Origin of the sequence: Streptomyces sp. NPDC051452, from assembly GCF_044454765.1 — a bacterium.
Lineage (GTDB): Bacteria > Actinomycetota > Actinomycetes > Streptomycetales > Streptomycetaceae > Streptomyces.
The window spans coordinates 88,153-115,140 of the sequence record NZ_JBITEB010000011.1 but is presented as its reverse complement, the minus strand read 5'-3'; the positions used below and the strand labels follow the sequence as shown (position 1 = coordinate 115,140).

Genomic DNA, 26,988 nt, shown 5'->3' with positions numbered 1-26,988 from the left:
AGGCACAGGACTCGCATTAGGGGTGGGACTAGATGAAGAGCACGACCGTGCGCCGGATGAGCCTCTCGACAGCGGTGGTCGCCGCGCTGACGGGCGTGGCCGCCTGCGGCTCCTCGGGCACCGACCAGGACGGCAAGGCGGCCGGCGGGGGCGCGATACACGTCAGCCCCATCGCCGCCCTGCGCTCGGTGGAGAAGTCCACGGACAAGGCCGACTCGGCCAAGGTGCGCTCCAGCACGTCCCTGGGCAACCTCATGGCGGTGAAGGCCGACGGCGCCCTCGCCTGGGGCCACGGCCTCAAGGGCACCCTCACCATCACCTACACCGGTGGCCAGATGGCCCAGATGATGCGCAAGGCCGGGTCCACGTCGATGGAGGCCCGCTATCTCCAGGACGCCTACTACGCGCACATGAGCGACGCCTACGCCCAGCAGATGGGCGGCAAGCACTGGCTCAAGTACTCCTACGACGACCTGGCCAAGCTCGGCGGCGCCTCCGGCTCGTACATGAAGGACCAGCTCCAGACGTCCACGCCGAACCAGTCCGTGCAGATGCTGCTGGCCTCCGGCGACGTCAAGAAGGTCGGCTCGGAGACCGTCTCCGGCACCCGCACCACGCACTACTCGGGCACGGTGGACGTCGCCTCCCTCGCCGGCAAGAGCACCAACCTCGGCGCCGACCAGCTGGCGGCCCTGAAGAAGCAGCTCGCCCAGTCGGGCATCACCAACGACACCATCGACATCTGGATCAACGACCAGAATCTGCTGGTGAAGAAGACCGAGAAGGCGGACACCGCCCACGGCGCCATGACCAACACCACGTACTACAGCGACTACGGCGTGCCGGTCACCGCCCAGGCGCCGCCGGCCGCCGACACCAGGGACTTCACGGAGCTGCTCAAGTCCGGCGGCACGGTGGCGGGCGGCGCCGGCACCAGCTCCTGACCCCTGCCGTACCCGGGAACCGGGGCGCCCGTACGACCGGATTTGCCCGTGGCGCCCTGGTCCCGTACTCTCCTACAGAAGCCAAAGACCGCTGGTCGTTGCCGTGCACTCGTACGAGGGCGCGGTGGCCGAAGGATCCGCTGACAAGTGGGCGACCCGCGCAGGTAAATGTGGAAGAACTCCCGGAGTGCACGCCTTGCGTGTGTGCGTCGGTCGAGTCCGCCCCGTGCGCCTGCGCCGGGGCGTTTCGTTTTCCCAGACCTCCTTCGGGTCCGCGCGGTCAGAATCACCCGGAAGGAGGCCGAGGCTCTATGGCGAGGCCCGACAAGGCTGCCGCAGTGGCCGAGTTGACGGAGCAGTTCCGCAACTCCAACGCTGCCGTGCTGACCGAGTACCGCGGTCTCACCGTGGCGCAGCTGAAGACGCTGCGCCGGTCGCTCGGTGAGAACGCCCAGTACGCCGTGGTGAAGAACACGCTGACCAAGATTGCGGCCAACGAGGCCGGGATCTCGACGCTGGACGACCTGTTCAACGGTCCGACGGCTGTCGCCTTCGTCACCGGTGACCCGGTGGAGTCGGCGAAGGGTCTCCGTGACTTCGCCAAGGACAACCCGAATCTCGTCATCAAGGGCGGTGTCCTTGACGGCAAGGCGCTGTCCGCCGACGAGATCAAGAAGCTTGCGGACCTCGAGTCCCGCGAGGTTCTGCTCAGCAAGCTGGCCGGTGCCTTCAAGGCGAAGCAGTCCCAGGCTGCCTCCGTCTTCCAGGCGCTGCCGTCGAAGCTCGTCCGCACCGTGGACGCGCTCCGTGCCAAGCAGGCCGAGCAGGGCGGTGCCGAGTAATTCGGCTCGCTTTCTGATCCTGGCCGCATGAGGCGGCGAGGGTCTCAGCGGGCCGAAGTACGCCCGCCACACCCAGTACATCCGGCACCCGCCGATTGAGTGGAAGGACCCGCCATCATGGCGAAGCTCACCCAGGACGAGCTGCTTGCCCAGTTCGAGGAGATGACCCTCATCGAGCTCTCCGAGTTCGTGAAGGCCTTCGAGGACAAGTTCGACGTCACCGCCGCCGCTGCCGCCCCGGTCGTCGTTGCCGGCGCCGCTGGTGCCGGTGCGGGCGCCGAGGCCGAGGAGGAGAAGGACGAGTTCGACGTCATCCTCACCGGTGCCGGCGACAAGAAGATCCAGGTCATCAAGGTCGTGCGTGAGCTGACCTCGCTCGGCCTGAAGGAGGCCAAGGACCTCGTGGACGGCGCCCCGAAGCCCGTCCTCGAGAAGGTCGCCAAGGACGCCGCCGAGAAGGCCGCCGAGTCCCTCAAGGGCGCCGGCGCCTCCGTCGAGGTCAAGTAAGACCGTCCGGGTTCTGCCGAACCCGACTGCACGCGGCCCGCGGCCCGCGTCGCGCTGAACCGCGCCTCGTAGGGCTGTAACGCGAACGCACCGAAGAGCGATCATCCATCCGGGTGGTCGCTCTTCGGCGTATCCGCGGGGCCGTCCACGGTTACCTTGCACTCGCGACGGCGAGGGGTATGGTGATCTTCGTCGTGTCTCCCGGCAGTCTCGTTTGGACTGAGGGGCCTTGACGAACCGCACGCAGCGCGCAATTCTCAGGACGCGTCGTCACAAGGATCCGAATCCGAGGCATGGATCGACGGCGAAGAGGGCAGTATCAACGTGCGTTGAAGGGCAGCATGCCGAGGGCGTTGACAAGAGCGGTGAGCACAGCGAGGGTCTCGAAACACCCGCACTGGACATCAGTGTGCCAAGTGGCTACACTGACCCTTTGCGCTGCCTGTTAGCTGTCCCCTGCCCGTCACCAGGGGTCTGCCCTCACTCAAGCATCGATGACAAAGCTCCTCTGACCTGGGGTTCCTGTCTCTGTGTGCGAAACGAGGGGCCGGCACGCGCGTAGTGAGTCCGAGCCCTCGGAAGGACCCCCTCTTGGCCGCCTCGCGCAATGCCTCGACCGCGAATACGAACAACGGCGCCAGCACCGCCCCGCTGCGCATCTCCTTTGCAAAGATCAAGGAGCCTCTCGAGGTTCCGAACCTGCTCGCGCTGCAGACCGAGAGCTTTGACTGGCTGCTCGGCAACACCGCCTGGCAGAGTCGGGTCGAGGAGGCTCTGGAGAACGGTCAGGACGTCCCCACCAAGTCCGGTCTGGAGGAGATCTTCGAGGAGATCTCTCCGATCGAGGACTTCTCCGGGTCGATGTCGCTGACGTTCCGGGACCACCGCTTCGAGCCGCCGAAGAACTCCATCGACGAGTGCAAGGAGCGCGACTTCACGTACGCCGCCCCGCTCTTCGTCACCGCCGAGTTCACCAACAACGAGACCGGTGAGATCAAGTCCCAGACGGTCTTCATGGGCGACTTCCCGCTCATGACGAACAAGGGCACTTTCGTCATCAACGGCACCGAGCGTGTCGTGGTGTCGCAGCTGGTCCGTTCCCCCGGTGTCTACTTCGACTCCTCCATCGACAAGACGTCCGACAAGGACATCTTCTCCGCCAAGATCATCCCGTCCCGGGGTGCCTGGCTGGAGATGGAGATCGACAAGCGCGACATGGTCGGTGTGCGTATCGACCGCAAGCGCAAGCAGTCGGTCACCGTACTGCTGAAGGCTCTCGGCTGGACCACCGAGCAGATCCTCGAGGAGTTCGGCGAGTACGAGTCGATGCGCGCCACCCTGGAGAAGGACCACACCCAGGGCCAGGACGACGCGCTGCTCGACATCTACCGCAAGCTGCGTCCGGGCGAGCCCCCCACGCGTGAGGCCGCGCAGACGCTGCTCGAGAACCTCTACTTCAACCCCAAGCGCTACGACCTGGCGAAGGTCGGCCGCTACAAGGTGAACAAGAAGCTCGGTGCGGACGAGCCGCTGGACGCCGGCGTGCTCACCACCGACGACGTCATCGCGACCATCAAGTACCTCGTCAAGCTGCACGCCGGCGAGACCGAGACGATCGGCGAGTCCGGCCGCTCGATCATCGTCGAGACCGACGACATCGACCACTTCGGCAACCGTCGTATCCGCAGCGTCGGCGAGCTGATCCAGAACCAGGTCCGTACGGGTCTCGCCCGTATGGAGCGCGTCGTGCGCGAGCGCATGACCACCCAGGACGTCGAGGCGATCACGCCGCAGACCCTGATCAACATCCGGCCGGTCGTCGCCTCCATCAAGGAGTTCTTCGGCACCAGCCAGCTGTCCCAGTTCATGGACCAGAACAACCCGCTGTCGGGTCTGACGCACAAGCGTCGTCTCAACGCGCTCGGCCCGGGTGGTCTCTCCCGTGAGCGGGCCGGCTTCGAGGTCCGTGACGTCCACCCGTCGCACTACGGCCGCATGTGCCCGATCGAGACGCCCGAAGGCCCGAACATCGGTCTGATCGGCTCGCTCGCCTCCTACGGCCGGGTCAACGCGTTCGGTTTCATCGAGACGCCCTACCGCAAGGTCGTCGACGGCCAGGTCACCGACGAGGTCGACTACCTGACCGCCGACGAGGAGGACCGCTTCGTCATCGCGCAGGCCAACGCGCCGCTCAACGACGACATGCGGTTCGAGGAAGCTCGTGTCCTGGTCCGCCGCCGTGGCGGCGAGGTCGACTACGTCGCGCCCGACGACGTGGACTACATGGACGTCTCGCCGCGCCAGATGGTGTCGGTCGCGACCGCCATGATCCCGTTCCTCGAGCACGACGACGCCAACCGTGCCCTCATGGGCGCGAACATGATGCGGCAGGCCGTGCCGCTGATCAAGTCCGAGGCACCGCTCGTCGGCACCGGCATGGAGTACCGCTCCGCCGTCGACGCCGGCGACGTGGTCAAGGCCGAGAAGGACGGTGTGGTCCAGGAGGTCTCCGCGGACTACGTCACCACCGCCAACGACGACGGCACGTACATCACGTACCGCCTGGCCAAGTTCTCCAGGTCCAACCAGGGCACCTCGGTCAACCAGAAGGTCATCGTCAACGAGGGCGACCGCGTCATCACGGGCCAGGTGCTCTCCGACGGCCCGGCCACCCAGAACGGCGAGATGGCCCTCGGCAAGAACCTGCTCGTGGCGTTCATGCCGTGGGAGGGTCACAACTACGAGGACGCGATCATCCTGTCGCAGCGCCTCGTGCAGGACGACGTCCTCTCCTCGATCCACATCGAGGAGCACGAGGTCGACGCCCGTGACACCAAGCTCGGCCCGGAGGAGATCACCCGGGACATCCCGAACGTCTCCGAGGAGGTCCTCGCCGACCTCGACGAGCGCGGCATCATCCGGATCGGTGCCGAGGTCGTCGCCGGCGACATCCTCGTCGGCAAGGTGACCCCGAAGGGTGAGACCGAGCTGACGCCGGAGGAGCGCCTGCTGCGCGCGATCTTCGGTGAGAAGGCCCGTGAGGTCCGTGACACCTCGCTGAAGGTGCCGCACGGCGAGATCGGCAAGGTCATCGGCGTCCGCGTCTTCGACCGCGAGGAAGGCGACGAGCTGCCGCCGGGCGTGAACCAGCTGGTCCGCGTCTACGTCGCCCAGAAGCGCAAGATCACCGACGGTGACAAGCTCGCCGGCCGGCACGGCAACAAGGGTGTCATCTCCAAGATCCTGCCCATCGAGGACATGCCGTTCCTCGAGGACGGGACCCCGGTCGACATCATCCTCAACCCGCTGGGTGTCCCGTCCCGAATGAACCCGGGACAGGTCCTGGAGATCCACCTCGGCTGGCTCGCCAGCCGCGGCTGGGACGTCTCCGGGCTCGGCGAGGACTGGGCGCAGCGCCTGCAGGCCATCGGCGCCGACCAGGTCGCCCCGGGCACCAACGTCGCCACCCCGGTGTTCGACGGCGCCCGCGAGGACGAGCTCGCGGGTCTGCTGCAGCACACCATCCCGAACCGCGACGGCGAGCGGATGGTGCAGCCGACCGGCAAGGCCCGGCTGTTCGACGGCCGCTCCGGTGAGCCGTTCCCGGACCCGATCTCCATCGGGTACATGTACATCCTGAAGCTCCACCACCTGGTCGACGACAAGCTGCACGCCCGCTCGACCGGCCCGTACTCGATGATCACCCAGCAGCCGCTGGGCGGTAAGGCGCAGTTCGGCGGTCAGCGCTTCGGTGAGATGGAGGTGTGGGCGCTGGAGGCATACGGCGCCGCGTACGCCCTCCAGGAGCTCCTGACCATCAAGTCCGACGACGTCACCGGCCGCGTGAAGGTCTACGAGGCCATCGTCAAGGGCGAGAACATCCCCGAGCCCGGCATCCCCGAGTCCTTCAAGGTGCTCATCAAGGAGATGCAGTCGCTCTGCCTGAACGTGGAGGTGCTGTCCAGCGACGGCATGTCCATCGAGATGCGCGACACCGACGAGGACGTCTTCCGCGCTGCGGAGGAGCTCGGTATCGACCTGTCCCGGCGCGAGCCGAGCAGCGTCGAAGAGGTCTGACGGGAGTCCGGCGGGGCCCCCACCCACAGGGCCCCGCCGACCCCCAGGCCCCCGTTTCAGACCACAGACTTTCGACCCTGAGAGGGATTGACGCATAGTGCTCGACGTCAACTTCTTCGACGAGCTCCGGATCGGCCTGGCCACCGCTGACGACATCCGTCAGTGGAGCCACGGCGAGGTCAAGAAGCCCGAGACGATCAACTACCGCACGCTCAAGCCGGAAAAGGACGGACTCTTCTGCGAGAAGATCTTCGGTCCGACCCGGGACTGGGAGTGCTACTGCGGCAAGTACAAGCGCGTCCGCTTCAAGGGCATCATCTGTGAGCGCTGTGGCGTCGAGGTCACCCGCGCCAAGGTGCGCCGTGAGCGGATGGGCCACATCGAGCTCGCCGCGCCCGTCACTCACATCTGGTACTTCAAGGGTGTCCCCTCGCGCCTCGGCTACCTGTTGGACCTGGCGCCGAAGGACCTCGAGAAGGTCATCTACTTCGCGGCGTACATGATCACGTACGTCGACGAGGAGCGCCGCACCCGCGACCTGCCCTCCCTGGAGGCGCACGTCTCCGTGGAGCGCCAGCAGATCGAGAACCGCCGCGACGCCGACCTCGAGGCCCGCGCCAAGAAGCTCGAGACCGACCTGGCCGAGCTGGAGGCCGAGGGCGCCAAGGCCGACGTGCGCCGCAAGGTGCGCGAGGGTGCCGAGCGCGAGATGAAGCAGCTGCGCGACCGTGCGCAGCGCGAGATCGACCGCCTCGACGAGGTGTGGAACCGGTTCAAGAACCTCAAGGTCCAGGACCTCGAGGGCGACGAGCTGCTCTACCGCGAGCTGCGCGACCGCTTCGGCACGTACTTCGACGGTTCGATGGGTGCCGCGGCGCTGCAGAAGCGCCTGGAGTCCTTCGACCTCGACGAGGAGGCCGAGCGCCTCCGCGAGATCATCCGCACCGGCAAGGGCCAGAAGAAGACCCGTGCGCTCAAGCGGCTGAAGGTCGTCTCCGCGTTCCTGCAGACGTCCAACAGCCCCAAGGGCATGGTGCTGGACTGCGTCCCGGTCATCCCGCCGGACCTGCGTCCGATGGTGCAGCTGGACGGTGGCCGCTTCGCGACCTCCGACCTGAACGACCTGTACCGCCGTGTGATCAACCGCAACAACCGCCTGAAGCGGCTTCTCGACCTCGGCGCGCCCGAGATCATCGTGAACAACGAGAAGCGCATGCTCCAGGAGGCCGTCGACGCGCTCTTCGACAACGGCCGTCGTGGTCGCCCGGTCACGGGCCCCGGCAACCGTCCGCTGAAGTCGCTGTCCGACATGCTCAAGGGCAAGCAGGGCCGCTTCCGTCAGAACCTGCTCGGCAAGCGAGTCGACTACTCGGCGCGTTCCGTCATCGTCGTCGGCCCGCAGCTGAAGCTGCACCAGTGCGGTCTGCCCAAGGCCATGGCGCTGGAGCTCTTCAAGCCGTTCGTGATGAAGCGCCTGGTCGACCTGAACCACGCGCAGAACATCAAGAGCGCCAAGCGCATGGTGGAGCGCGGCCGCACGGTCGTGTACGACGTCCTCGAAGAGGTCATCGCCGAGCACCCGGTGCTGCTGAACCGTGCTCCCACCCTGCACCGCCTCGGCATCCAGGCCTTCGAGCCGCAGCTGGTCGAGGGCAAGGCCATCCAGATCCACCCGCTCGTCTGCACCGCGTTCAACGCGGACTTCGACGGTGACCAGATGGCCGTGCACCTGCCGCTGTCCGCGGAGGCGCAGGCCGAGGCCCGCATCCTGATGCTGTCCTCGAACAACATCCTCAAGCCGGCCGACGGCCGCCCGGTGACGATGCCGACCCAGGACATGGTCCTCGGTCTGTTCTTCCTCACCACCGACGGCGAGCTGCGTGACACCAAGGGCGAGGGCCGCGCGTTCGGCTCCACGGCCGAGGCGATCATGGCGTTCGACGCCGGCGAGCTGGCGCTGCAGTCGCAGATCGACATCCGCTTCCCGGTGGGCACCATCCCGCCGCGTGGCTGGACGCCGCCGGCCCGCGAGGAGGGCGAGCCCGAGTGGCAGCAGGGGGACTCGTTCCGTCTGCGCACCACCCTGGGCCGCGCGCTCTTCAACGAGCTGCTGCCCGAGGACTACCCGTTCGTCGACTACTCGGTGGGCAAGAAGCAGCTCTCCGAGATCGTCAACGACCTGGCCGAGCGCTACCCCAAGGTCATCGTGGCGGCGACGCTCGACAACCTGAAGGCGTCCGGCTTCTACTGGGCGACCCGTTCCGGTGTCACCGTGGCCATCTCCGACGTCGTCGTTCCCGAGGCGAAGAAGGAGATCGTCAAGGGCTACGAGGCGCAGGACGAGAAGGTCCAGAAGCAGTACGAGCGCGGTCTGATCACCAAGGAAGAGCGCACTCAGGAGCTCATCGCGATCTGGACCAAGGCGACCAACGAGGTCGCCGAGGCGATGAACGAGAACTTCCCCAAGACCAACCCCATCTTCATGATGGTCGACTCGGGTGCCCGAGGAAACATGATGCAGATGCGGCAGATCGCGGGTATGCGCGGTCTGGTGTCGAACGCGAAGAACGAGACCATCCCGCGTCCGATCAAGGCGTCCTTCCGTGAGGGCCTGTCCGTGCTGGAGTACTTCATCTCCACCCACGGTGCCCGTAAGGGGCTGGCCGACACCGCCCTGCGTACCGCCGACTCGGGTTACCTCACCCGTCGTCTGGTCGACGTCTCCCAGGACGTCATCATCCGCGAGGAGGACTGCGGCACCGACCGCGGCCTCAAGCTCAAGATCGCGGAGCGGGGCGCGGACGGCGTGCTGCGCAAGACGGAGGACGTCGAGACGTCCGTGTACGCGCGCTGCCTCGCCGAGGACATCGTGGTCGACGGCCAGGTGCTGGCCCCGGCCGGCACCGACCTCGGCGACGTCCTCATCGAGGAGCTCGTCGGCCGCGGCATCGAGGAGGTCAAGACCCGCTCGGTGCTGACCTGCGAGTCCGCCGTCGGTACCTGCGCGATGTGCTACGGCCGTTCGCTCGCCACCGGCAAGCTGGTCGACATCGGTGAGGCGGTCGGCATCATCGCCGCCCAGTCCATCGGTGAGCCCGGTACCCAGCTGACGATGCGTACCTTCCACACCGGTGGTGTGGCCGGTGACGACATCACCCAGGGTCTGCCCCGTGTCGTCGAGCTCTTCGAGGCTCGTACGCCGAAGGGTGTCGCCCCGATCTCCGAGGCCTCCGGCCGCGTGCGGATCGAGGAGACCGAGAAGACCAAGAAGCTCGTCGTCACCCCGGACGACGGCAGCGACGAGACGGCGTTCCCGATCTCCAAGCGTGCCAAGGTCCTGGTCCGCGACGGCGACCACGTCGAGGTGGGCCAGCAGCTCACCGTGGGTGCCACCAACCCGCACGACGTGCTGCGCATCCTGGGTCAGCGGGCCGTCCAGGTCCACCTGGTCGGCGAGGTCCAGAAGGTCTACAACTCGCAGGGTGTGTCGATCCACGACAAGCACATCGAGATCATCATCCGGCAGATGCTCCGCCGTGTGACGATCATCGAGTCGGGCGACGCCGAGCTGCTGCCCGGCGAGCTGGTCGAGCGCTCGAAGTTCGAGACCGAGAACCGTCGTGTGGTCCAGGAGGGCGGTCACCCGGCCTCCGGTCGTCCGCAGCTGATGGGTATCACCAAGGCCTCGCTGGCGACGGAGTCCTGGCTGTCGGCCGCCTCCTTCCAGGAGACGACCCGAGTGCTGACGGACGCGGCGATCAACGCCAAGTCCGACAGCCTCATCGGCCTCAAGGAGAACGTCATCATCGGTAAGCTCATCCCGGCCGGTACGGGCCTGTCCCGCTACCGCAACATCCGGGTGGAGCCGACCGAGGAGGCCAAGGCCGCGATGTACTCGGCCGTCGGCTACGACGACATCGACTACTCGCCGTTCGGCACCGGCTCCGGCCAGGCCGTTCCGCTGGAGGACTACGACTACGGTCCGTACAACCAGTAAGCGAGCAGCATGAGCCGAAGGGCGGCCACTCCCACCGGGGGTGGCCGCCCTTCGGCGTCGCGCCGCCGGCGACATCCGCGTGTGTGCCCTCGCACGGCCCTGGCGGCGACGTGCGTGTATGCGGACGCACGTCGGCGTCGCCGGACGCCATGAGGGCCCGCTGGGCCCCCTCAGGGGGCCGGTGGGCGCGCGGAAGTGGGGGACGGCGCCGCCGCGATCCATGATCGTCCGAGGGTCCCGGGCGCGACGGAGTGTCTGTCGTGATAGGGGCGGGTCCCATTTGTTTTGACCGCAGCGAATGAGGTAGGTACGCTCAGACCTTGTGCCTGGGGTGTGCCCTGGCTCTCGTGCGTGCCTTCGACCGCATGGCGAGCCGTCACCGGCCACCGTAATCTGCGCCCTTCCCGCCTCGCGGGGGGAGTCTGCGGGGTTCGACACACCCGACCGCGTGGGTCGGAGAAGTTCCAGGTTAGCTTTACCTATTCGGCACACAGAAACCGGAGAAGTAGTGCCTACGATCCAGCAGCTGGTCCGTAAGGGCCGGCAGGACAAGGTCGAGAAGAACAAGACGCCCGCACTCGAGGGTTCCCCTCAGCGTCGCGGCGTCTGCACGCGCGTGTTCACGACCACCCCGAAGAAGCCGAACTCGGCCCTGCGTAAGGTCGCGCGTGTGCGTCTGACCAGCGGTATCGAGGTCACTGCTTACATTCCGGGTGAGGGACACAACCTGCAGGAGCACTCCATCGTGCTCGTGCGCGGCGGCCGTGTGAAGGACCTGCCCGGTGTTCGTTACAAGATCATCCGCGGTTCGCTCGACACCCAGGGTGTCAAGAACCGCAAGCAGGCCCGCAGCCGCTACGGCGCCAAGAAGGAGAAGTAAGAATGCCTCGTAAGGGCCCCGCCCCGAAGCGCCCGGTCATCATCGACCCGGTCTACGGTTCTCCTCTGGTGACCTCCCTCATCAACAAGGTGCTGCTGAACGGCAAGCGCTCCACCGCCGAGCGCATCGTGTACGGCGCCATGGAGGGCCTGCGCGAGAAGACCAGCAACGACCCGGTCATCACGCTGAAGCGCGCGCTGGAGAACATCAAGCCGACCCTCGAGGTCAAGTCCCGCCGTGTCGGTGGTGCGACGTACCAGGTTCCGATCGAGGTCAAGCCCGGTCGCGCCAACACGCTCGCGCTGCGCTGGCTGGTCGGTTACTCCCGCGCCCGTCGCGAGAAGACCATGACCGAGCGTCTGCTCAACGAGCTTCTCGACGCCTCCAACGGCCTGGGTGCCGCTGTGAAGAAGCGCGAGGACACGCACAAGATGGCCGAGTCCAACAAGGCCTTCGCGCACTACCGCTGGTAGTCGCTACCCACATCGAGACCGAGAGAAGACTGAAGCCTTATGGCTACCACTTCACTTGACCTGGCCAAGGTCCGCAACATCGGGATCATGGCCCACATCGACGCGGGCAAGACGACCACCACAGAGCGGATCCTGTTCTACACCGGTGTGTCGTACAAGATCGGTGAGGTCCACGACGGCGCTGCCACCATGGACTGGATGGAGCAGGAGCAGGAGCGTGGCATCACGATCACCTCTGCTGCCACCACCTGTCACTGGCCGCTGGAAGACGTCGACCACACCATCAACATCATCGACACCCCGGGTCACGTCGACTTCACCGTCGAGGTGGAGCGTTCCCTGCGTGTGCTCGACGGTGCCGTGACGGTGTTCGACGGCGTCGCCGGCGTCGAGCCCCAGTCCGAGACGGTGTGGCGTCAGGCGGATCGCTACGGCGTCCCGCGTATCTGCTTCGTCAACAAGCTCGACCGCACCGGTGCCGAGTTCCACCGCTGCGTCGACATGATCTCTGACCGCCTCGGCGCTCAGCCGATCGTGATGCAGCTCCCGATCGGTGCCGAGGCCGACTTCAAGGGCGTCATCGACCTCGTGACGATGAAGGCCCTGGTCTGGTCCGCCGAGGCCACCAAGGGCGAGATGTACGACACCGTCGACATCCCGGACACGCACGCCGAGGCTGCCGAGGAGTACCGCGGCAAGCTGCTCGAGGCCGTGGCCGAGAACGACGAAGAGATCATGGAGCTGTACCTGGAGGGCGAGGAGCCTTCCGTGGAGCAGCTGTACGCCGCGATCCGTCGTATCACCATCGCGTCCGGCAAGGGCACCGGCACCACCGTGACCCCGGTGTTCTGTGGCACCGCGTTCAAGAACAAGGGCGTCCAGCCCCTGCTCGACGCGGTCGTGCGCTACCTGCCGTCCCCGGTCGACATCGAGGCCATCGAAGGCCACGACGTCAAGGACCCCGAGGTCGTCGTCAAGCGCAGGCCGTCCGACGACGAGCCCCTCTCGGCGCTGGCGTTCAAGATCATGAGCGACCCGCACCTCGGCAAGCTCACCTTCGTCCGGGTCTACTCGGGCCGCCTGGAGTCCGGCACCTCGGTGCTGAACTCCGTCAAGGGCAAGAAGGAGCGCATCGGCAAGATCTACCGCATGCACGCCAACAAGCGTGAGGAGATCGAGTCGGTGGGCGCCGGTGACATCGTCGCCGTCATGGGCCTGAAGCAGACCACCACCGGTGAGACGCTGTCCGACGACAAGAACCCGGTCATCCTGGAGTCCATGGACTTCCCGGCGCCGGTCATCCAGGTCGCCATCGAGCCCAAGTCGAAGGGTGACCAGGAGAAGCTGGGCGTCGCGATCCAGCGCCTGGCCGAGGAGGACCCGTCCTTCCAGGTCCACTCGGACGAGGAGACCGGCCAGACCATCATCGGTGGCATGGGCGAGCTGCACCTCGAGGTGCTGGTCGACCGTATGCGCCGTGAGTTCAAGGTCGAGGCCAACGTCGGCAAGCCGCAGGTGGCCTACCGTGAGACGATCCGCAAGGCCGTCGAGCGCGTGGACTACACGCACAAGAAGCAGACCGGTGGTACGGGTCAGTTCGCCAAGGTCCAGATCGGCATCGAGCCGATCGAGGCCGGCGAGACCTCGTACGAGTTCGTGAACAAGGTGACCGGTGGTCGCATCCCGAAGGAGTACATCCCTTCGGTCGACGCCGGTGCGCAGGAGGCCATGCAGTTCGGCATCCTCGCCGGTTACGAGATGACCGGTGTCCGTGTGATCCTGCACGACGGTGCCTACCACGAGGTCGACTCCTCCGAGCTCGCCTTCAAGATCGCCGGCTCGCAGGCCTTCAAGGAGGCCGCGCGCAAGGCTTCGCCCGTGCTCCTCGAGCCGATGATGGCCGTCGAGGTCACCACGCCCGAGGACTACATGGGCGAGGTCATCGGCGACATCAACTCCCGCCGTGGCCAGATCCAGGCCATGGAGGAGCGGGCTGGTGCCCGCGTCGTGAAGGGCCTCGTGCCCCTCTCGGAGATGTTCGGCTACGTCGGCGACCTCCGCAGCAAGACGTCGGGTCGCGCAAGCTACTCGATGCAGTTCGACTCCTACGCCGAGGTTCCGCGGAACGTCGCCGAGGAGATCATCGCGAAGGCCAAGGGCGAGTAACGCACCGCGTTCACACGCCGTAGGCTTGACTCCGGAGCCTCCAGGGGCATTCCCTCGCAAACGCGGACGGAATGCCCCCGGGTTCCGGGCCTTTACAGCAAAGATCACCTGGCGCCGATGAAGTAAGGCGTACAGAACCACTCCACAGGAGGACCCCAGTGGCGAAGGCGAAGTTCGAGCGGACTAAGCCGCACGTCAACATCGGCACCATCGGTCACATCGACCACGGTAAGACGACCCTCACGGCCGCCATTACCAAGGTGCTGCACGACGCGTACCCGGACCTGAACGAGGCCACCCCGTTCGACAACATCGACAAGGCGCCCGAGGAGCGCCAGCGCGGTATCACCATCTCGATCGCGCACGTCGAGTACCAGACCGAGGCGCGTCACTACGCCCACGTCGACTGCCCTGGTCACGCGGACTACATCAAGAACATGATCACCGGTGCCGCGCAGATGGACGGCGCGATCCTGGTGGTCGCCGCCACCGACGGCCCGATGCCGCAGACCAAGGAGCACGTGCTCCTGGCCCGCCAGGTCGGCGTTCCGTACATCGTCGTCGCCCTGAACAAGGCCGACATGGTGGACGACGAGGAGATCCTGGAGCTCGTCGAGCTCGAGGTTCGTGAGCTCCTCACCGAGTACGAGTTCCCCGGCGACGACCTTCCGGTCGTCAAGGTCTCCGCGCTCAAGGCCCTCGAGGGCGAGCAGGAGTGGGTGGACTCCGTCCTCAACCTGATGAAGGCCGTCGACGAGTCGATCCCGCAGCCGGAGCGCGACGTCGACAAGCCGTTCCTCATGCCGATCGAGGACGTCTTCACGATCACCGGTCGCGGTACGGTCGTCACCGGCCGTATCGAGCGCGGTGTCCTGAAGGTCAACGAGACCGTGGACATCATCGGTATCAAGACCGAGAAGACCACAACCACGGTCACGGGCATCGAGATGTTCCGCAAGCTGCTCGACGAGGGCCAGGCCGGTGAGAACGTCGGTCTGCTCCTCCGTGGCATCAAGCGCGAGGACGTCGAGCGCGGCCAGGTCATCATCAAGCCGGGCTCGGTCACCCCGCACACCGAGTTCGAGGCGCAGGCCTACATCCTGTCCAAGGACGAGGGTGGCCGTCACACGCCGTTCTTCAACAACTACCGTCCGCAGTTCTACTTCCGCACGACGGACGTGACCGGCGTGGTGACCCTCCCCGAGGGCACCGAGATGGTCATGCCGGGCGACAACACCGAGATGACGGTGGCGCTGATCCAGCCCGTCGCCATGGAGGAGGGCCTGAAGTTCGCCATCCGTGAGGGTGGTCGCACGGTGGGCGCCGGCCAGGTCACCAAGATCGTCAAGTAAGTCCGCTTGCTTGAAGGTCAGCAGTTGACCTGAAGGTCTCCGACCTTCGAGAGGCCCGTACGACTTCGGTCGTACGGGCCTCATTCGCATGCCCGGACGTGTCGTCAACACGGCGCCGTGGCAACGCACCGTGACGAAGACCGGCGTCCACCGGTTGAAGCCGGTGAACGGCGGAGCGTCACGGACGCACCGAGAGCCGGCGGCTGTAGCGGGGGACTGGGGGCGAGGTCTGATGACGAGCGGTCTGTCCGATGGCGGCCAGGGGGCGAGGAGCCTCGTCTCCTCGCCCGCCGAGAAGCGGGCGGCTGCGCGGGCCGTGGAGCACCACATCGAGCCCGGCACCCGCGAGGCCGGGCGGTGGGCCGAGGAGGACACCGCGGCGGCGGTGAGGGCCCTCGGCGCGCGGGACGGGGACGGCTGGCTGACCGCGGGCGCGTTGCGCGCGGCCCACGAGGCCTGGGCCGCACAGGTCGGGAACCTGCTGGACCGGCTGGGCGCCGAGAAGGACGCCCTGCGGGCCACCAACACGGTGCTGACGGGCGCGGACATCGGTACCGGCGGCGCGCTGCGGCGGGTGTCCGCGCTGGACCGGTACTGACGGGGGCGGCCGCCGATGCCGACGTACCACGAGGTCATGACCGCCGACCTGGGCAGCCTGATCACCGCCGCCGAGCGCTGGGAGGGCATGGCGGGGGAGTTCGCCAAGCGGGAGCGGGAGTACCGCCGGGACGTGTATGGCGTCTGCGCCGGTCCCGCCGCGTGGGCGGGCATGAGCGCGGAGGCGGCACACGGGCGCTTCGCCGTCACCCTCAAGGAGTTCGAGTACGCACAGACGGAGGCGAAGGCGATCGCCTCGCTCCTGCGGGACGCGCACAGCCAGTTCGTGGACCTGAAGGGCCGGCTGACGGCGGTGCGGCAGGAGGCGGTGGCCGCGGGGATGCGGGTCTCCGAGCGCGGTCTGGTGGCACCGGCGCGGGAACCCGGCGAGGCGGGGGAGCCGGAGACGCACGAGTCGACCGTCCGCTCCTGGCAGGACCGTGTCGACAAGGCGGTCCGGGACGTGACGGACGCGGACACGGGCGTGCGCATCGCGCTGGCGGCGGCGGTCGTGGACTGCGACCCGCCGGCCGGGGGCCGCGGCTTCAACGGCAGGGCGACGGGGGACGTCGAGACGTACGAGGCGGTGGAGGCGGAGAGGTCCCTGGCCCGGCTGAGCCGCGGGGGACACCTCTCGGGCCGCGAACTCGCCGAGCTGGAAAGGGTGTTCCGGGACAACGCCGACGACGAGGCGTTCTCGCGGACGCTGCTGGACGACCTGGGGCCGCGGGGCACGCTCCGCCTGGGCGACGAACTGAACGACCTCCTGCACGTCCGGGGCGGCCACGACGGGCCGGCGGCCGCGCGGTCCTACGGGCTGATCGAGTCCGGCCTGGCCGACTCCCTGGCCACGGCGACCCGGGACACGCGCTCACCGTGGTACCGGCGGTGGCGGGCGCAGATGCGGCACGCGGGCGTCGAGCACTACAGGACGGCCGCGCAGGGGGCACGGCTGGACCAGGCGGTGGGGTACCAGTCCCTGGTGACGCTGATGCGGCGGGGGCACGGCTGGGCGCCGGCGATGCTGGAGGACCTGACCGACGACATGATCTCCGCCGAGCGCCGCCATCCGGGGATCTGGCAGCTGAAGGGCGAGTACGCGGGCCGGCATGACGGCTGGTTCGCCAACGATCCCGTGGACGGCGCGCTCGGCCTGATGAGCCGGGATCCCGCGACGGCGGCGCACTATCTGTCTTCCGAGCCGCGGATGAGGTACCTGCTGCGCGAGCGGGACTGGGACGTCACATTGCATGTACGACAGGGTCCGACGGCCACCCTGTACGCGGCCGGCCTCGACGCGGACGACCGGGCCGGTCTGGGGGCGGCGCTCCAGGCAGCGGCGACGGGCATCGACCCGGCCTCCGGGCACGCGCACTTCGTGCCGCACTCGCGGTCCAACGAGGCGGTCTTCCGATCGGCCCTGGGCTGTCTGGCCGAGAGCGGGGACGACTTCCCTCCTGCGCTGCGCGCTCCGATGGCCGCGATCCTGGTGAACCATGGCGACACGGTTCACGCGTCCATGAGCGAGATCGACATCGCCCACTCCCCGCTACCCCAAGACCGGCTCTTCGAGGTGGTCAAGCAGATCTCCAAGGACGAGGGCGCGTACGGGACGCTGAACGGGGGCTTGAACCAGGCGATGGTCGCGAAGATCCACGCGGACCCCTCCGCGTCGTCCGAACCTCTCCTGCGCGCCGGACGCACGGTGGGATTCCTCGAGGAGGCCCGTATCCAGGCCCAGGGCGAGCCCAAGACAGCAGAATTCGAAGCAAAGCCCCTCTTCGACAAGGCGATCAGTTACCTACCAGTCGCAAGCGAAGACGTACAGGCCGGGTTCGACTACGTGACGGATCAGTGGTTGGAGGACGAGCAGAAGCGGTTGGATGAGAAGCAGGTCGATGAGAACTTCCAGGCGTATTCCGCACGGAACGGTCAACTGATGGCTCTCGCCGAGGAATGGCGGAAGCATCACTCCGGGAAAGATTCCGTGTATTTCAACCCGAAGGACGAGATCAGTGGGTCTGCAAACGCCGGGATTGCGCATGCGCGTGGCGTTTCCGGGGTGCAGTCGCAATGAAAAGGAACCTGTGCATCGCCGTTGTGGGTCTGTCGCTGATGATCCAGTGCCTCGTCACCGCCTGCGACAGCGCTGCTGACCGGGCTCTGCCGGAGACGATCTGCGGCACTCCCGTCACACGTCGACTCGTCGCCCCGCTTGTGGCGCACCAGGAAAATCTGCACGAGTTCAGCCGGGTCAGCCGCAGGGATGCCGTCACCGGCCCCTGCGTTCTTCTGTCGGGAAACCGTGCGATCCTGGGGTTTCGGTTCTCGTGGGACCACAGTCCGACGGATCTCATGTACTTGGCGACGGGAACCGGGACGGTGTCCCGCGTCACCGGCCCGCGCTATATCGATTCTGTCAACAAGACTATCGTTGGTAGCGACGGAGCTATTTCACAGGCGCCCTGCAAGACCAAAAATGGAAACTACTTCACCCTCACCCTTCAGCTCCCCCTGATCAAGGTGGCGGATCGGTCGCGGCGGGGGGATATTGAGCGGTTTATGCGGGTGTACTTTCCTGCGACCGTGGCGACGCTTGGGTGCTCCTGAGGGGGCCGGGCCTCCGCGGGGGACGCGGTCGTCGGGGCGTGCGCCGGTTTGACCTACGTCACTCTCGGGGTAATCTCTTCGGCCCGATTGGCCATGAGGCTGCCCCCTATGGCAGACTGTCCGAGTTGCTCGGTCGAGTGTTGATGCTGCGCGCCTCCCGCCGGGAGGACCGGAAGCGAGTCCCACAGTACTCGTCGCCCTAACTGCCTTCGGGCAGCACTGGGGCGGACGTACGGGAATCTTTCGGGAAGTGCGGTGCGGCACCGGCCAGGCGCCCGGTGGGCCTTCGCCTCCGGCTTGCGGTACCGGAAGGGCCGTGTGCATTCCCCGCAGGGATGTTCGAACAAGGGACATCTGTGTCAGCGGGAGAGCGACACGCCCGACCGCGTGGGTCGGACAGAAGGATACGGAACCACCCGGGTTCCAGAGCGTTAGAGAGACAGGACTACTGAGTAGCCATGGCGGGACAGAAGATCCGCATTCGGCTCAAGGCCTACGACCACGAGGTCATCGACTCTTCGGCCAAGAAGATCGTCGAGACGGTGACGCGCACTGGTGCGTCGGTCGCGGGCCCGGTGCCGCTGCCCACTGAGAAGAACGTGTACTGCGTCATCAAGTCGCCGCACAAGTACAAGGACTCGCGCGAGCACTTCGAGATGCGCACGCACAAGCGCCTGATCGACATCCTCGACCCGACCCCCAAGACCGTTGACTCTCTGATGCGACTCGACCTCCCGGCCGGTGTCGACATCGAGATCAAGCTCTGAGGGCTGGTGATCTGAGAATGGCTAAGCAGATCAAGGGCATCCTGGGCGAGAAGCTCGGCATGACGCAGGTGTGGGACGAGAACAACCGTGTTGTTCCGGTCACCGTCGTCAAGGCCGGCCCCAACGTCGTCACCCAGGTCCGCACGAACGACGTCGACGGCTACGAGTCCGTCCAGATCGCGTTCGGCGAGATCGACCCGCGCAAGGTGAACAAGCCCCTCAAGGGCCACTTCGCCAAGGCCGACGTCACTCCCCGCCGCCACCTCGTCGAGATCCGTACCGCTGACGCCAGCGAGTACACCCTCGGCCAGGAGATCACCGCCGAGGTGTTCGAGGCCGGCATCAAGGTCGACGTGACCGGCAAGAGCAAGGGCAAGGGCTTCGCCGGTGTCATGAAGCGTCACAACTTCAAGGGCCTCGGCGCCGGACACGGCACCCAGCGCAAGCACCGCTCGCCCGGTTCCATCGGTGGCTGCGCCACCCCGGGCCGCGTGTTCAAGGGCCTCCGCATGGCGGGTCGCATGGGCAACGAGCGGGTCACCACCCAGAACCTGACCGTCCACGCCGTTGACGCGGAGAAGGGTCTGCTGCTCATCAAGGGCGCGGTTCCCGGTCCGAACGGCGGCCTCGTCCTGGTCCGCACCGCGGCCAAGGGGGCCTGAGGTAACCGATGAGCACTGTTGACATCCTTTCGCCGGCGGGCGACAAGGCCGGTTCCGTCGAGCTCCCCGCGGAGATCTTCGACGTGGAGAAGATCAGCATTCCGCTGATCCACCAGGTCGTCGTCGCACAGCTGGCCGCTGCCCGCCAGGGCACCCACAAGACCAAGACGCGTGGCGAGGTCCGCGGCGGTGGCAAGAAGCCGTACCGCCAGAAGGGCACCGGTCGCGCCCGTCAGGGCTCGACCCGCGCACCGCAGTTCGCCGGTGGTGGCGTCGTGCACGGTCCCGTGCCGCGTGACTACTCGCAGCGCACCCCGAAGAAGATGAAGGCCGCGGCCCTGCGCCACGCCCTCACCGACCGGGCGCGTCACAACCGCATCCACGTCGTCTCCGGCGTGATCGAGGGCGCGAACCCCAGCACCAAGGCCGCCAGGAGCCTGTTCGGCAAGATCAGCGAGCGCAAGAACCTGCTCCTGGTCGTCGAGCGCGCCGACGAGGCCGCGTGGCTGTCCGCCCGCAACCTGCCCCAGGTCCACATCCTGGAGCCGGGCCAGCTGAACACGTACGACGTTCTCGTCTCGGACGACGTGGTCTTCACCCAGGCCGCTTTCGAGTCCTTCGTGTCTGGCCCCAAGGCCGCTGACACCGAAGGGAGCGAGGCCTGATGGCTACGCGTCACCCGAGCATTGCCTCGAAGGCCGCCAAGGCCGCCAAGGTCGCGCGCGTCGCCAAGGCGAAGCGCCACGCCACCGAGGGCAAGAACACGGTCGAGACCCCGCTGAGCAAGTCCTTCACGGACCCCCGTGACGTGCTGCTCAAGCCGGTCGTCTCCGAGAAGAGCTACGCGCTTCTCGACGAGAACAAGTACACGTTCATCGTCGCCCCGGGCGCCAACAAGACCCAGATCAAGCAGGCCGTCCAGGCGGTCTTCGACGTCAAGGTCACCGGGGTCAACACGATCAACCGCCAGGGCAAGCGCAAGCGCACCAAGACCGGTTTCGGTCAGCGTGCCGCGACCCGGCGCGCGATCGTGACCCTCGCCGAGGGCGACCGTATCGACATCTTCGGCGGTCCGACCGCGTAAGCGGGTCGGATCGTCCGATATCGGACGAGGACTGAGAAATGGGAATCCGCAAGTACAAGCCGACTACGCCGGGCCGTCGTGGCGCCAGCGTCGCCGACTTCGTCGAGGTCACGCGGTCCACGCCGGAGAAGTCGCTGGTCCGCCCGCTGCACAGCAAGGGCGGCCGTAACAACGCCGGTCGTGTGACCGTTCGCCACCAGGGTGGCGGACACAAGCGCGCCTACCGAGTGATCGACTTCCGTCGTCACGACAAGGACGGCGTGCCGGCGAAGGTCGCGCACATCGAGTACGACCCCAACCGCACCGCGCGCATCGCGCTGCTGCACTACGCGGACGGCGAGAAGCGCTACATCCTCGCCCCGCGCAACCTGCAGCAGGGTGACCGCGTCGAGAACGGCCCCGGGGCAGACATCAAGCCGGGCAACAACCTGGCCCTCCGCAACATCCCGGTCGGTACCACGATCCACGCGATCGAGCTCCGTCCCGGTGGCGGTGCCAAGTTCGCCCGCTCCGCCGGTGCCTCCGTGCAGCTGCTCGCGAAGGAGGGCTCGATGGCCCACCTGCGCATGCCGTCCGGTGAGATCCGCCTGGTCGACGTCCGCTGCCGCGCCACCATCGGCGAGGTCGGCAACGCCGAGCAGAGCAACATCAACTGGGGCAAGGCCGGCCGTAAGCGGTGGCTGGGCGTTCGCCCGACCGTCCGTGGTGTGGTCATGAACCCGGTGGACCACCCGCACGGTGGTGGTGAGGGCCGGACCTCCGGTGGCCGTCACCCCGTGTCCCCCTGGGGCAAGAAGGAAGGCCGTACTCGTTCGCCCAAGAAGGCGTCGAACAAGTACATCGTCCGCCGCCGCAAGACGAACAAGAAGCGCTAAGGACGGGTTGAGATGCCTCGTAGCTTGAAGAAGGGACCCTTCGTCGACGACCACCTGATCAAGAAGGTGGACTCGCAGAACGAAGCCGGTACCAAGAACGTCATCAAGACCTGGTCCCGACGCTCGATGATCATCCCGGCCATGCTGGGCCACACGATCGCGGTGCACAACGGCAAGACCCACATTCCGGTGTTTGTCACCGAGTCGATGGTCGGCCACAAGCTCGGCGAGTTCTCGCCGACGCGCACCTTCCGGGGTCACGTCAAGGACGACCGGAAGTCGAAGCGCCGCTAGTAGCGGGGTGGAATGACCATGACAGACACTGGAAGGACAACCATGGAAGCCAGGGCCCAGGCGCGGTACATCCGCGTTACGCCCATGAAGGCCCGCCGCGTGGTGGACCTTATCCGTGGCATGGATGCCACGGAGGCTCAGGCGGTCCTGCGTTTCGCCCCGCAGGCCGCGAGCGTGCCGGTCGGCAAGGTGCTTGACAGCGCCATCGCCAACGCCGCGCACAACTACGACCACACCGACGCCGACAGCCTCTTCATCTCCGAGGCGTACGTCGACGAGGGTCCGACCCTGAAGCGGTTCCGTCCGCGCGCCCAGGGCCGTGCCTACCGGATCCGCAAGCGGACCAGCCACATCACCGTGGTCGTCAGCAGCAAGGAAGGAACCCGGTAATGGGCCAGAAGGTAAACCCGCACGGGTTCCGGCTCGGTGTCACGACCGACTTCAAGTCGCGTTGGTACGCCGACAAGCTGTACAAGGACTACGTCAAGGAAGACGTCGCCATCCGTCGGATGATGACGTCCGGCATGGAGCGCGCCGGCATCTCGAAGGTGGAGATCGAGCGCACCCGTGACCGTGTGCGTGTGGACATCCACACCGCTCGTCCGGGCATCGTCATCGGCCGCCGTGGCGCCGAGGCCGACCGCATCCGCGGTGACCTCGAGAAGCTCACGGGCAAGCAGGTCCAGCTGAACATCCTCGAGGTCAAGAACCCCGAGACCGACGCTCAGCTGGTTGCCCAGGCCGTCGCCGAGCAGCTCTCCTCCCGCGTCTCCTTCCGTCGCGCCATGCGTAAGAGCATGCAGTCGGCGATGAAGGCCGGCGCCAAGGGCATCAAGATCCAGTGCGGTGGCCGCCTCGGCGGCGCCGAGATGTCCCGCTCGGAGTTCTACCGCGAGGGCCGTGTGCCCCTGCACACGCTCCGCGCGAACGTGGACTACGGCTTCTTCGAGGCCAAGACGACCTTCGGCCGCATCGGCGTGAAGGTCTGGATCTACAAGGGCGATGTCAAGAACATCGCCGAGGTCCGCGCCGAGAACGCTGCGGCCCGTGCGGGTAACCGCCCGGCCCGCGGTGGTGCCGACCGCCCGGCCCGTGGTGGCCGTGGTGGCGAGCGGCGCGGTCGCAAGCCGCAGCAGGCCGCCGGCGCCGAGGCCCCCAAGGCCGAGGCTCCCGCGTCCGCTCCGGCTGAGAGCACCGGAACGGAGGCCTGACCGACATGCTGATCCCCCGTAGGGTCAAGCACCGCAAGCAGCACCACCCGAAGCGCCGCGGTCAGGCCAAGGGTGGTACGACGGTCGCGTTCGGCGAGTACGGCATTCAGGCCCTCACGCCGGCGTATGTGACCAACCGCCAGATCGAGGCGGCACGTATCGCGATGACCCGCCACATCAAGCGTGGCGGCAAGGTCTGGATCAACATCTACCCGGACCGCCCGCTGACCAAGAAGCCCGCCGAGACCCGCATGGGTTCCGGTAAGGGTTCGCCGGAATGGTGGATCGCGAACGTTCACCCCGGTCGGGTCATGTTCGAGCTGTCCTACCCGAACGAGAAGATTGCGCGTGAAGCTCTGACTCGAGCGGCCCACAAGCTGCCGATGAAGTGCCGGATCGTCAAGCGCGAGGCAGGTGAAGCGTGATGTCGGCCGGTACCAAGGCGTCCGAGCTGCGCGAGCTGGGCAACGAGGAGCTTCTGAACAAGCTCCGCGAGGCCAAGGAAGAGCTGTTCAACCTCCGCTTCCAGGCGGCGACGGGTCAGCTCGAGAACCACGGTCGGCTCAAGGCCGTCCGTAAGGACATCGCGCGGATCTACACCCTGATGCGTGAGCGCGAGCTGGGCATCGAGACGGTGGAGAGCGCCTGATGAGTGAGAGCAACGTGACTGAGCAGACTGCAGAGGCCCGCGGCTTCCGCAAGACCCGTGAGGGTCTCGTCGTCAGCGACAAGATGGACAAGACCGTCGTCGTCGCCGTCGAGGACCGCGTCAAGCACGCGCTGTACGGCAAGGTCATCCGCCGTACCAACAAGCTCAAGGCTCACGACGAGCAGAACGCCGCGGGCGTCGGCGACCGTGTCCTCCTCATGGAGACCCGGCCGCTGTCCGCGACGAAGCGCTGGCGCGTCGTCGAGATCCTCGAGAAGGCCAAGTAAATCTCCTGCGAGGCGCCCCTCGCAGGACAGTTCCGCCAGGCTCCGGGAGCCGCTCGCTGAGCGGCTCCCGGGGAACCGGCAGACAAACAGGAGATAGACGTGATCCAGCAGGAGTCGCGACTGCGGGTCGCCGACAACACTGGTGCGAAGGAAATCCTTTGCATCCGTGTGCTCGGTGGCTCCGGTCGCCGCTACGCGGGCATCGGTGACGTCATCGTCGCCACCGTCAAGGACGCGATCCCCGGTGGCAACGTGAAGAAGGGTGACGTCGTCAAGGCGGTCATCGTTCGCACCGTCAAGGAGCGCCGCCGTCCGGACGGCTCGTACATCCGCTTCGACGAGAACGCCGCTGTCATTCTGAAGAACGACGGCGACCCTCGCGGCACCCGTATCTTCGGCCCGGTCGGCCGTGAGCTGCGCGAGAAGAAGTTCATGAAGATCATCTCGCTCGCGCCGGAGGTGCTGTAAGCATGAAGATCAAGAAGGGCGACCTGGTCCAGGTCATCACCGGTAAGGACAAGGGCAAGCAGGGCAAGGTCATCGCGGCCTTCCCCCGTGAGGACCGTGTCCTGGTCGAGGGTGTCAACCGGGTCAAGAAGCACACCAAGGCCGGCCCGACCGCCAGCGGTTCGCAGGCCGGCGGCATCGTCACGACCGAGGCGCCGATCCACGTCTCCAACGTCCAGCTGGTCGTTGAGAAGGACGGCAACAAGGTTGTCACGCGTGTCGGTTACCGCTTCGACGACGAAGGCAACAAGATCCGCGTTGCCAAGCGGACGGGTGAGGACATCTGATGGCTACCACCACTGCCCCGCGTCTGAAGCAGAAGTACCGCGAGGAGATCGCGGGCAAGCTGCGTGACGAGTTCAAGTACGAGAACGTCATGCAGATCCCCGGCCTCGTCAAGATCGTGGTCAACATGGGTGTCGGCGACGCCGCCCGTGACTCGAAGCTGATCGATGGCGCGATCCGCGATCTGACCACCATCACCGGTCAGAAGCCGGCCGTCACCAAGGCCCGCAAGTCCATCGCGCAGTTCAAGCTGCGTGAAGGCCAGCCGATCGGTGCCCACGTCACGCTCCGTGGCGACCGCATGTGGGAGTTCCTGGACCGCACCCTGTCGCTCGCGCTCCCGCGCATCCGCGACTTCCGTGGTCTGTCCCCCAAGCAGTTCGACGGACGTGGCAACTACACCTTCGGTCTCACGGAGCAGGTCATGTTCCACGAGATCGACCAGGACAAGATCGACCGTGTCCGGGGTATGGACATCACCGTGGTCACCACGGCGACCAACGACGCTGAGGGCCGCGCGCTCCTTCGTCACCTCGGCTTCCCGTTCAAGGAGGCGTGAGCGAGATGGCGAAGAAGGCTCTGATCGCTAAGGCTGCTCGCAAGCCCAAGTTCGGTGTGCGTGGCTACACCCGCTGCCAGCGCTGCGGCCGCCCGCACTCCGTGTACCGCAAGTTCGGCCTGTGCCGCGTGTGCCTTCGTGAGATGGCTCACCGTGGCGAGCTGCCGGGCGTGACCAAGAGCTCCTGGTAATCCCCCATTTAGGGATTCCGGAAGCTCTCGGTAAGCATCTGGGTCGGCAGGGGCCCACCTCCGCATGCCGTAGGCTAGCGGGGTTGGGCGTCTGCCGCCCGTACGACTTACTACGCCGTAGGTCCACCGCGCCGCACCCGTCCCGTCTCGGATCGGGGAGAGGGATGGCGCACCAGGAAACCCCGGCGAGAGAGGCCGAAGGCCAATTCATGACCATGACTGATCCGATCGCAGACATGCTTACGCGTCTGCGAAACGCGAACTCGGCATACCACGACTCCGTGACGATGCCGGCATCGAAGATCAAGTCGCACATCGCGGAGATCCTCCAGCAGGAGGGCTTCATCACGGGCTGGAAGGTCGAGGACGCCGAGGTCGGCAAGAACCTCGTCCTGGAGCTGAAGTTCGGCCCCAACCGTGAGCGCTCCATCGCGGGCATCAAGCGCATCTCCAAGCCCGGTCTCCGGGTGTACGCGAAGTCCACCAACCTGCCCAAGGTGCTGGGTGGCCTCGGCGTGGCGATCATCTCCACGTCGCACGGGCTCCTCACCGACAAGCAGGCCGGCAAGAAGGGCGTGGGTGGGGAAGTCCTCGCCTACGTCTGGTAGCAGAAGGGAACGGAGGAAACAGCTATGTCGCGCATCGGCAAGCTCCCCATCGCGGTTCCCGCCGGCGTGGACGTCACCATCGACGGCCGTACGGTCAAGGTCAAGGGCCCCAAGGGCGAGCTGACCCACACCGTCGTGGCACCGATCGAGATCGTCAAGGGTGAGGACGGCGTCCTGAACGTCACCCGCCCCAACGACGAGCGTCAGAACAAGGCCCTCCACGGCCTGTCCCGCACGCTGGTGGCGAACATGATCACCGGCGTGACCCAGGGTTACGTGAAGAAGCTCGAGATCAGTGGTGTCGGTTACCGTGTGACCGCCAAGGGTTCGAACCTCGAGTTCGCGCTCGGCTACAGCCACCCGATCGTTGTCGAGGCCCCCGAGGGCATCACCTTCAAGGTCGAGGCGCCTACGCGTTTCTCGGTCGAGGGCATCGACAAGCAGAAGGTCGGCGAGGTTGCGGCCAACATCCGCAAGCTGCGCAAGCCCGACCCGTACAAGGCCAAGGGCGTCAAGTACGAGGGCGAAGTCATCCGCCGCAAGGTCGGAAAGGCGGGTAAGTAA

General features: G+C 66.6%; 29 protein-coding genes. All 29 read left to right on the top strand.

Annotation, left to right across the window (positions count from 1 at the left end; all coding sequences use genetic code 11):
- The first annotated feature begins 32 nt into the window (after positions 1–32).
- The 29 genes from ACIBA9_RS24630 (at position 33) to rplF (ending at position 26,988) form a co-directional block, all read left to right on the top strand.
- Positions 33–944 (top strand): hypothetical protein, encoded by a 912-nt coding sequence (locus ACIBA9_RS24630; protein WP_399366169.1) that lies wholly within the window; start codon positions 33–35, stop codon positions 942–944.
- Between the two features lie 311 nt (positions 945–1,255).
- Entirely contained in the window at positions 1,256–1,786 is a 531-nt protein-coding gene (gene rplJ, locus ACIBA9_RS24625; RefSeq protein WP_353600341.1) for a 50S ribosomal protein L10, read from the top strand.
- 117 nt (positions 1,787–1,903) lie between these two features.
- Positions 1,904–2,293, top strand: coding sequence for a 50S ribosomal protein L7/L12 (gene rplL / locus ACIBA9_RS24620; protein WP_362155126.1), 390 nt, complete (start codon positions 1,904–1,906; stop codon positions 2,291–2,293).
- Between the two features lie 591 nt (positions 2,294–2,884).
- Positions 2,885–6,370: a DNA-directed RNA polymerase subunit beta gene (gene rpoB, locus ACIBA9_RS24615; protein WP_362155129.1), complete on the top strand. Its 3,486-nt coding sequence runs from the start codon at positions 2,885–2,887 to the stop codon at positions 6,368–6,370.
- A gap of 97 nt (positions 6,371–6,467) precedes the next feature.
- Positions 6,468–10,367 (top strand): DNA-directed RNA polymerase subunit beta', encoded by a 3,900-nt coding sequence (locus ACIBA9_RS24610; RefSeq protein WP_362155131.1) that lies wholly within the window; start codon positions 6,468–6,470, stop codon positions 10,365–10,367.
- 508 nt (positions 10,368–10,875) lie between these two features.
- On the top strand, positions 10,876–11,247 hold the full coding sequence (gene rpsL / locus ACIBA9_RS24605) for a 30S ribosomal protein S12 (protein WP_003948652.1): 372 nt from the start codon (positions 10,876–10,878) through the stop codon (positions 11,245–11,247).
- Between the two features lie 2 nt (positions 11,248–11,249).
- Positions 11,250–11,720: a 30S ribosomal protein S7 gene (gene rpsG, locus ACIBA9_RS24600; protein ID WP_005481264.1), complete on the top strand. Its 471-nt coding sequence runs from the start codon at positions 11,250–11,252 to the stop codon at positions 11,718–11,720.
- A 39-nt stretch (positions 11,721–11,759) separates the two neighbouring features.
- A complete protein-coding gene (gene fusA, locus ACIBA9_RS24595; RefSeq protein WP_399366165.1) occupies positions 11,760–13,886 on the top strand; it encodes an elongation factor G in 2,127 nt (708 codons plus the stop codon).
- 158 nt (positions 13,887–14,044) lie between these two features.
- Positions 14,045–15,238, top strand: a complete 1,194-nt coding sequence (gene tuf, locus ACIBA9_RS24590) for an elongation factor Tu (RefSeq protein WP_362155137.1) — start codon at positions 14,045–14,047, stop codon at positions 15,236–15,238.
- A 232-nt stretch (positions 15,239–15,470) separates the two neighbouring features.
- Positions 15,471–15,836: a hypothetical protein gene (locus tag ACIBA9_RS24585; protein ID WP_399366163.1), complete on the top strand. Its 366-nt coding sequence runs from the start codon at positions 15,471–15,473 to the stop codon at positions 15,834–15,836.
- 36 nt (positions 15,837–15,872) lie between these two features.
- Entirely contained in the window at positions 15,873–17,912 is a 2,040-nt protein-coding gene (locus ACIBA9_RS24580) for a hypothetical protein (protein WP_399366161.1), read from the top strand.
- Positions 17,909–18,445: a hypothetical protein gene (locus ACIBA9_RS24575; RefSeq protein WP_399366158.1), complete on the top strand. Its 537-nt coding sequence runs from the start codon at positions 17,909–17,911 to the stop codon at positions 18,443–18,445. The genes ACIBA9_RS24580 and ACIBA9_RS24575 overlap by 4 nt, the downstream gene beginning before the upstream one ends.
- A 458-nt stretch (positions 18,446–18,903) precedes the next feature.
- Positions 18,904–19,212 carry a 30S ribosomal protein S10 gene (gene rpsJ / locus ACIBA9_RS24570; protein ID WP_003948644.1) on the top strand — a complete coding sequence of 103 codons (309 nt, stop codon included), beginning with the start codon at positions 18,904–18,906 and terminating at the stop codon, positions 19,210–19,212.
- 17 nt (positions 19,213–19,229) lie between these two features.
- Complete coding sequence (rplC, locus tag ACIBA9_RS24565; protein ID WP_020135811.1) at positions 19,230–19,874, top strand: 50S ribosomal protein L3; 645 nt, start codon at positions 19,230–19,232, stop codon at positions 19,872–19,874.
- Positions 19,875–19,882: 8 nt separating this feature from the next.
- Complete coding sequence (rplD, locus tag ACIBA9_RS24560; RefSeq protein ID WP_362155147.1) at positions 19,883–20,539, top strand: 50S ribosomal protein L4; 657 nt, start codon at positions 19,883–19,885, stop codon at positions 20,537–20,539.
- On the top strand, positions 20,539–20,958 hold the full coding sequence (gene rplW / locus ACIBA9_RS24555; protein WP_362155149.1) for a 50S ribosomal protein L23: 420 nt from the start codon (positions 20,539–20,541) through the stop codon (positions 20,956–20,958). The genes rplD and rplW overlap by 1 nt, the downstream gene beginning before the upstream one ends.
- Positions 20,959–20,996: 38 nt before the next feature.
- Complete coding sequence (rplB, locus tag ACIBA9_RS24550) at positions 20,997–21,833, top strand: 50S ribosomal protein L2 (protein WP_031167077.1); 837 nt, start codon at positions 20,997–20,999, stop codon at positions 21,831–21,833.
- A gap of 12 nt (positions 21,834–21,845) precedes the next feature.
- Positions 21,846–22,127, top strand: a complete 282-nt coding sequence (rpsS, locus tag ACIBA9_RS24545; RefSeq protein WP_361628157.1) for a 30S ribosomal protein S19 — start codon at positions 21,846–21,848, stop codon at positions 22,125–22,127.
- 42 nt (positions 22,128–22,169) lie between these two features.
- Positions 22,170–22,517: a 50S ribosomal protein L22 gene (gene rplV, locus ACIBA9_RS24540; protein ID WP_003974262.1), complete on the top strand. Its 348-nt coding sequence runs from the start codon at positions 22,170–22,172 to the stop codon at positions 22,515–22,517.
- Positions 22,517–23,338, top strand: coding sequence for a 30S ribosomal protein S3 (rpsC, locus tag ACIBA9_RS24535; RefSeq protein WP_003998826.1), 822 nt, complete (start codon positions 22,517–22,519; stop codon positions 23,336–23,338). The genes rplV and rpsC overlap by 1 nt, the downstream gene beginning before the upstream one ends.
- A gap of 5 nt (positions 23,339–23,343) precedes the next feature.
- The gene (gene rplP / locus ACIBA9_RS24530) at positions 23,344–23,763 is read left to right on the top strand and encodes a 50S ribosomal protein L16 (RefSeq protein ID WP_004927269.1); all 420 of its coding nucleotides are present in this window, start codon (positions 23,344–23,346) and stop codon (positions 23,761–23,763) included.
- Positions 23,763–23,987 (top strand): 50S ribosomal protein L29, encoded by a 225-nt coding sequence (gene rpmC, locus ACIBA9_RS24525; RefSeq protein ID WP_010036720.1) that lies wholly within the window; start codon positions 23,763–23,765, stop codon positions 23,985–23,987. The genes rplP and rpmC overlap by 1 nt, the downstream gene beginning before the upstream one ends.
- Positions 23,987–24,274, top strand: coding sequence for a 30S ribosomal protein S17 (gene rpsQ / locus ACIBA9_RS24520; protein ID WP_003992363.1), 288 nt, complete (start codon positions 23,987–23,989; stop codon positions 24,272–24,274). Before rpmC ends, rpsQ begins: the two co-directional genes overlap by 1 nt.
- 99 nt (positions 24,275–24,373) lie before the next feature.
- Positions 24,374–24,742, top strand: a complete 369-nt coding sequence (rplN, locus tag ACIBA9_RS24515) for a 50S ribosomal protein L14 (protein ID WP_003998823.1) — start codon at positions 24,374–24,376, stop codon at positions 24,740–24,742.
- Positions 24,743–24,744: 2 nt separating this feature from the next.
- Positions 24,745–25,068 (top strand): 50S ribosomal protein L24, encoded by a 324-nt coding sequence (gene rplX / locus ACIBA9_RS24510; protein ID WP_033272457.1) that lies wholly within the window; start codon positions 24,745–24,747, stop codon positions 25,066–25,068.
- The gene (gene rplE, locus ACIBA9_RS24505; protein ID WP_362155154.1) at positions 25,068–25,625 is read left to right on the top strand and encodes a 50S ribosomal protein L5; all 558 of its coding nucleotides are present in this window, start codon (positions 25,068–25,070) and stop codon (positions 25,623–25,625) included. Before rplX ends, rplE begins: the two co-directional genes overlap by 1 nt.
- A 5-nt stretch (positions 25,626–25,630) precedes the next feature.
- Positions 25,631–25,816, top strand: a complete 186-nt coding sequence (locus ACIBA9_RS24500) for a type Z 30S ribosomal protein S14 (RefSeq protein WP_003948630.1) — start codon at positions 25,631–25,633, stop codon at positions 25,814–25,816.
- A gap of 209 nt (positions 25,817–26,025) precedes the next feature.
- A complete protein-coding gene (gene rpsH, locus ACIBA9_RS24495) occupies positions 26,026–26,424 on the top strand; it encodes a 30S ribosomal protein S8 (RefSeq protein WP_007384075.1) in 399 nt (132 codons plus the stop codon).
- Positions 26,425–26,448: 24 nt separating this feature from the next.
- Positions 26,449–26,988 carry a 50S ribosomal protein L6 gene (gene rplF, locus ACIBA9_RS24490; protein ID WP_399366154.1) on the top strand — a complete coding sequence of 180 codons (540 nt, stop codon included), beginning with the start codon at positions 26,449–26,451 and terminating at the stop codon, positions 26,986–26,988.